3 protein-coding genes and 1 pseudogene are annotated in these 6,331 nt (G+C 34.1%); 2 read left to right on the forward strand and 2 right to left on the reverse strand.

The window, feature by feature from the left end:
* Positions 1-4,502 (forward strand): annotated as a pseudogene (locus EGI26_RS06950) (hypothetical protein); the annotation flags it as partial.
* A 24-nt stretch (positions 4,503-4,526) separates the two neighbouring features.
* Here the strand turns inward: EGI26_RS06950 and EGI26_RS06955 are convergent.
* On the reverse strand, positions 4,527-4,730 hold the full coding sequence (locus EGI26_RS06955) for a DUF2892 domain-containing protein (RefSeq protein WP_255077310.1): 204 nt from the start codon (positions 4,728-4,730) through the stop codon (positions 4,527-4,529).
* Between the two features lie 360 nt (positions 4,731-5,090).
* Between EGI26_RS06955 and EGI26_RS06960 the strand changes: the two genes are divergently transcribed.
* On the forward strand, positions 5,091-5,501 hold the full coding sequence (locus tag EGI26_RS06960; protein WP_255077311.1) for a VOC family protein: 411 nt from the start codon (positions 5,091-5,093) through the stop codon (positions 5,499-5,501).
* Positions 5,502-5,733: 232 nt separating this feature from the next.
* Here EGI26_RS06960 and EGI26_RS06965 read toward each other — a convergent pair.
* The coding region (locus EGI26_RS06965) for a transposase (protein WP_255077312.1) at positions 5,734-6,331 on the reverse strand (598 nt) is incomplete at its 5' end.

Here is a 6,331-nt window from a genome sequence, read left to right on the forward strand (position 1 = left end):
GTTCTGGCTGTAAAGCCAATATTCTTTGGTCAACTGGTGAGACTTCCGCCCAAATTTCAGTTTCGCCGAATGTCAATACCACTTACACCGTTGCTTGTAAAAATGCTTGTGATGAAGTGTCGAAGATTTTCAATATTAAAGTAGTTTCAGGCATTTCAGCACCAATAATTTCAGTCTCAAAAACCAAATATTGCTTTGGAGAAAACATACAAATTTCGGCAAGTAATTGTGCTGGAGAAATAGTTTGGAGCAACGGACTTTCTGGAAATTCTATAAATGTTTCTGCTGCAAATAATTTCAGCATTTCCGCTCATTGTGTTTTCCAAAAGTGCCAATCTCCAGAAAGTCAAATCATTAATATCACTGTTTTTCCAGTTCTTTCCGCTGGCTCAATTGCAAGTAACTCAACCATAAACTGCTCAGGATTTAATCCACTGACAATCAACAGTGTAATTAACCCAAGCGGCGAAAATGTTCAGTGGCAAAAATCTGAGAATTGTTCTTCTGAAAATCCTTCTTGGACAAATATAGTTGGCGAAATCGGCTCAACTTACAATCCACCAGCACTTTTGACCAGCACCTGTTTCAGAAGAATGGTGAGCGATTCTTGCCAAACTTTATACTCAAATATTACACATTTTGAAATTCGTCCTGACCCAGTTTTGGAGATTTCGGCTGATAAAACACAAATCTGTTTTGGGCAAAAAGTCACTTTAGACAAAACCTTGACTGGCGGCGAAGGAATTTGTGGAATTCAATGGCAAATCAACAAAGTTTCATCGGCTGTTTCTTCTGCCTTTTGGACGAATTTATCAATTACAAATCTCTTGGAATTCACGAATAATAATTCTGGAAACGACAGCACTTTTCATTTTAGAGCAAGGGTCGATTGTTCAAATTCATCTTGCAATTTGGCAACTTCAAATGTGGTTTCAGTAGTTTTTCTTCCTCAATTGGTCTTAAATACGGCTTTTGCTGATTCAACTATTTGCTCCGGAAGTTCCATAATTTTATCAAGTTCTGGCTGTAAAGCCAATATCCTTTGGTCAACTGGTGAGACTTCCGCCCAAATTTCAGTTTCGCCGAATGTCAATACCACTTACACCGTTTCTTGCAAAAATGCTTGTGATGAAATTTCTAAAAATGTTAATATTCAGGTCGTTGCAGGGATTGAAAAACCATTAAATACAACTCCTGAAAGTTTCTTGAGTCCCAATATATTGGTTTTTTCGGCAACTGGACAAAACTTGAAATGGTACAGTTCAGCAAGCTCAAGTGTATTTTTAACCCAAGCTCCAGTAATAAACATTCCTGGTGATTACAATTTTTGGGTTACACAAACTATCGGAATTTGTGAAAGCCCAAGGTTAGAGATTCACTCGAAATTATTCCCTGCATTGCAAATCTCCTCACAACCAAATGGCATAACAAATTGCTTTGGAAATACTTCCAATATAACTTTAAGTGCAGTAGGAAGCGGAATATTAAAATACAAATGGCAAAGAAAAAGACCTAACGAAACTACTTTTTCCGATATTTTGACAGATCAAAATAGTCTTGAAAACTTTGACTCTAAAGAATTTAAAATAAAGAACATTGGCAATATAGAAAGTCCACACTTGACCAAGTTTAGGTGCATAATTAAGGATGATTTTTCCGAGATACAAAGTGAAGAAATAGAAATTATTGTCAATAGGTTATTGGGAAATCTAGCCAACCAAAAGCTATGTTTAGGAAACAACTTCGATCTAAACATAAACAATTCACATATCATTACTGGTTCTCCAACACATATTCAATGGCAACAACGGGAAGGAACTGGTTCAGATTGGACTAATTTAAAAGACTCAGCAAATTTTTCTGGAACAAATTCATTGCATTTATCCATAAATAATCTGACCTTAGAAAATCAAAAACAATACAGATGTTCTGTGTTATTTAACTCTAACACAGGCACTTGCTCTGAAGTCACTGACTTGATGTCGTTAAGCGTTGGCTCATTCCCGCAAACTCCTGAAAACAAAGGATTTGAATTCTGTCAAAATGTAATTTCACCTAAGCTAGAACTCTACGAACCCAATAATCTGGACGTAATTTGGTACTTACCGGGGTCTCAAAATATTCTCCCTAAACAGCCAATTATAGACACCAAAACCGTTGGAAATCAGATTTATTTCTATTCTTTCAAAAACTCCGCTGACTGCGAAAGCCCCAAAGCAAGTGTCCAAATCATTATACACCCAGAACCTCCAAAGCCTACAAATACAACTCCATCTCAAGTAATAGAAGGACAAACTTTGGTTTTTTCGGCAGCAGGCGAAAACCTTAAATGGTACACTTCCAGAACTGGCAAAATTTTTACGAACTATGCACCAAACTATCAAAAAATAGGTAATTATGACCATTATGTGTCACAAACTAGCCCCAAAGGCTGCGAAAGCGACAGGGAATATATCGAATCTGAGATTATTGCTGCTTTTGGAATTGTTACACAACCCATCAATCAGGCAAATTGTGAAGACAACACCACTACTTTTTCAATCAAAACAAAAGGCTCTACTACAGTAATTTATAGATGGCAAATACAGAAAAATGGTATTTTTGAAGACATTTTGGGAGAAAATACCAGCTCACTTAAAATAGACAATGTAGGAAAAGAACCACATGTACACGGCACCGTTTACAGGTGCTTAGTCAGTAATTCAATTCAAGAAATTATTTCCAATGAAGTCATACTAAAAGTAAACAAGATTGAGGAAAAATTAGCCGACTTATCAATGTGTGAAAACGTAGTGATGAATGCTTTGAAATTTAAAGAAAACCTAGTAGGTAACATTGCCCAAATAGAATGGCAAAGAAAGGAAACCGACACTTACAATACCATATTTATAAGCAAAAGAATCGAGGACAATATTGCATTAAACCACAATATTTCAGGGGACTATAGACTTAGAATCACTTTTCAAAACCAAGGCTCTAGCACTTGTGTTAGAACTTCAAACATTTTTAAAATAACCATCAATAAAAAACCTGAATCTCTTGAAAAGATAAATTATACTGTCTGTCAATATTCTCCATTGAAAACCATTTTAAAACAATTTCCAGCTAATTATGCTTTCAGAAATTTGGATTCTAGTCTCGTGAATTTTACTCATTTTAATAATTCAAAACCAATGAGCCTTATTGGAAACTATTCAAATGAAAAGGGCTGCTCAAATGATTTTCAAAACCTTATTTTTGATATCTTAGAAGCACCAAAAGTGGAAGTCACTGATACAACTCTGACATATTGCCAATTTTCGAACGAACTCAAATCACTGAAAATAAACAACTTAAATACCTTCTGGTTTTCATCTGAAGCTGAAGACGAATCTACTGAAAATGCCTTTTCAATAAGCACTTCCACCAATCAAACACATTACAGGTGGCTAGCGATAGAAAATCTAAATGGATGTTTAAGTCAAAAAACTAAAATAAAAATTTATACTAGTCCATGTTTTTATAATGACAAAAAAGACACCTGCATTAGTCAATCTGGCAAATCGCTTGTGGCCAATGAATGGAATTACTTTTATGATGCAAACGGAAAGATTTTTGCTGCCATACATCCGGCAGGACAAAATTTAGGGTTAGTAAAAATGGACTTTAGAAACACCTCCGCAAATATTATAAAGGACAAAAACCAAACAAATTTGTATCCGAGATATTTCAATATTCTAACTTCCAAAAAAAGCAATGCAGATTTCAAGATAAGATTCTACATGACTTTGGAAGAAATCTCTAAAATGGGTGCAAAAACTACAGAAGATGTTTCGATTATAAACTATGGAGGTAAAAACCAAGATTGTGACCTATTGAACAATGCTTTAGAAGATAACTATTGGCTTGAAACCGACACACGTTGGGAGCAAGAAAGCCAACAGAACATCTATTTTGTAGAATTTAACACTCAAAAAACTGGTGAATTTGGACTTTGGAACTCTGTTCCTTCAGGGGGTATTTTGACTGGAAAAGTCAATGATGTCAATATTCCTGAGCTGAATATTTCAGAAAAAAGTAATGTAGGAAAATATATTATGCTGAAAAGTAAAGATGGTAAAAGCTGGTTTGAATGGACCGAAAGTTCTGAAAAAACAAACTTCCTTGACTTAAAACCATTCATTGGAGCGAATTACTATCAGCTGATTTATGATTATGGCAATGGTATAAAATCTATCCGAAACACAGTAAAACTCCATATTTCTTCTGAGTATATTCCATGCCAAATACTTGAAAACCCTTCTGAAAATAGAACTCTGTTGAAAATATATTTTCCCGATATCGACAAAACATCTGTAAGACTAAACACTGCAATGGGTCAATTGGTGGGTATAAACAAAATATTGAACACTGCCGACTACCTCGAAATCCATCCAATCACCCAGCTTTCAACTGGTTTTTACACTTTCTTTGCTCAAAACAATAAAGGCAAATCCTGTGCATTAAAAGTATGGATAAAATAAAATTATGTGGATTTGTAATGTTTTTCACCTTGTACTGCAAGTATTGATACCAAGCAAAGTATATAATGGACAAAAAGAAACAACGCTGGTAAGAGCAAAAACTGCAGCCACAACCAACAAAACGATTCCTAATGTACCAGAAATAACCCCTAAAAAATACAACGCAGCTAATGTCACTCCTACCAAAATTCTAATAATACGATCTGTAGAACCCATATTTGCTTTCATAATAATAATTATTTAATTGAATAATGAAATAAAAGTATTAGTTATAAATCTAGCAAACAGTGATATAAATCACTGTTTGCTTTTTTTTGAAAAATTAGCTATCATATAATTTATCACAAGTACTCAATTTAAATAAGAGTTACGGAAACTTACAAAATCAATAATCCTCAGCTTTAATTAAATACTGCAAGAGGATTAATGATTCTTAAAAAGAATATTTATTGATTAACTTCCTCACATAAGAAAAACAAACTCAATACTGAATATTTTACCTGCCAAAATCCATCCAAAAAAAACATTCTATTTTCTTTTTTATAAATAGAAATATTGTTCAATATTTGAATTTTAAAACTCAAAAACATGAAAAGTACCGACATCTATCTTTTCTTCAATGGCAACTGTGAAGCTGCTTTTGACTATTATCAAACTGTTTTTAATACTACAGCTACGTACTCAAGATTTGGAGATTCTCCCGATGGTGGACCTGCTGCTGCTGATAGTCACCTAATAATGAATGCGTCTATGCCATTAGGTGAAAACAACATACTGATGGGCTGCGATAACCCAAGTGTGTCCCCTTCTATATCAAAAGGCAACAATTTCTATGTAGTTGCCAACACCTCCACCAAAGAAGAAGCTACTGATATTTTCAGTAAACTATCAGCAGAAGGTAGTGTACACCTTCCACTGGAGGACACTTTTTGGGGTGCTTATTTTGGAATGTTAATTGATAAATTCGGCATTAGTTGGATGGTAAGTTTTCGTGAATAATGGTAGGATTTTGAGTTAGGTTTTATTTAGCAATAATAAATAGAATAAGACGATAGACTTGTTCTTTTCTGGATTTGAAGTAAAGAGTCGGACATAATTAAAATTTTTATTGGTAAAATTCACTTAACACAATCTCAAATATTTTGCGGTCTAAATTTTACAATATTTATTTTAACAAAAAACAAAAAAAGGAGCCTAAGCTAGTCATGGTCGGAAGAAATTCCGGCCATTTTTATGTTTTAAAGTGTATATTAGGATTTCCACCAGATAAGATTACGATTTCTCTTATCAGCAAGTTTCTGACCTCCATTTTAAACCTTCTTTTTGCGGTTTTATAACTAAGGTTGTTGGCATGCTTATATACAAGTATCAGCATTGCTGCTATTAAAGTCATGTAAAGCATTACTTTTATTCCATTTTCATTTAGTGAAACCAGATGACTTACATTAAGCTCTTGTTTTATAAAGCGAAAAAACACTTCTATGTCCCAACGTTTTTTATAAATATCGGTAATTTCCTTTGCCGTCAAGTCGAAGTTATTGGTGATAAATGCCATTTTATACTCTCGATTGTTTTTACTTTCGGTCATAATTAACCGTAAAGGAGTCTGTACAATTTCCTCTCTATAATGAAGATTTCCTTTCTTATTTTGTATAGGTTTTCCTGTATAAAGGTAGACCTTACTATCTTTTAATAAGGTTAATGACCCTAAGTCACAATCGGTATTCGAGTTTATTAATGACGAAAGCTCTTCGTATTTGCGATTTTCTTTGGCTCTGGCTACGAACTCAATTTTCTTAGAAGAAAACTCGCTCATAGTTTGTGTTGAC

Origin of the sequence: Lacihabitans sp. CCS-44, assembly GCF_024343735.1 — a bacterium.
Classification (GTDB): Bacteria; Bacteroidota; Bacteroidia; order Cytophagales; family Spirosomataceae; genus Leadbetterella.

What these genes read in the sequence shown, in the direction of transcription:
- EGI26_RS06955 (WP_255077310.1), bottom strand. Translation starts at nt 4,730, where the DNA reads ATGAAAGCAAATATGGGTTCTACAGATCGTATTATTAGAATTTTGGTA.
- EGI26_RS06960 (WP_255077311.1), top strand. Translation starts at nt 5,091, where the DNA reads ATGAAAAGTACCGACATCTATCTTTTCTTCAATGGCAACTGTGAAGCT.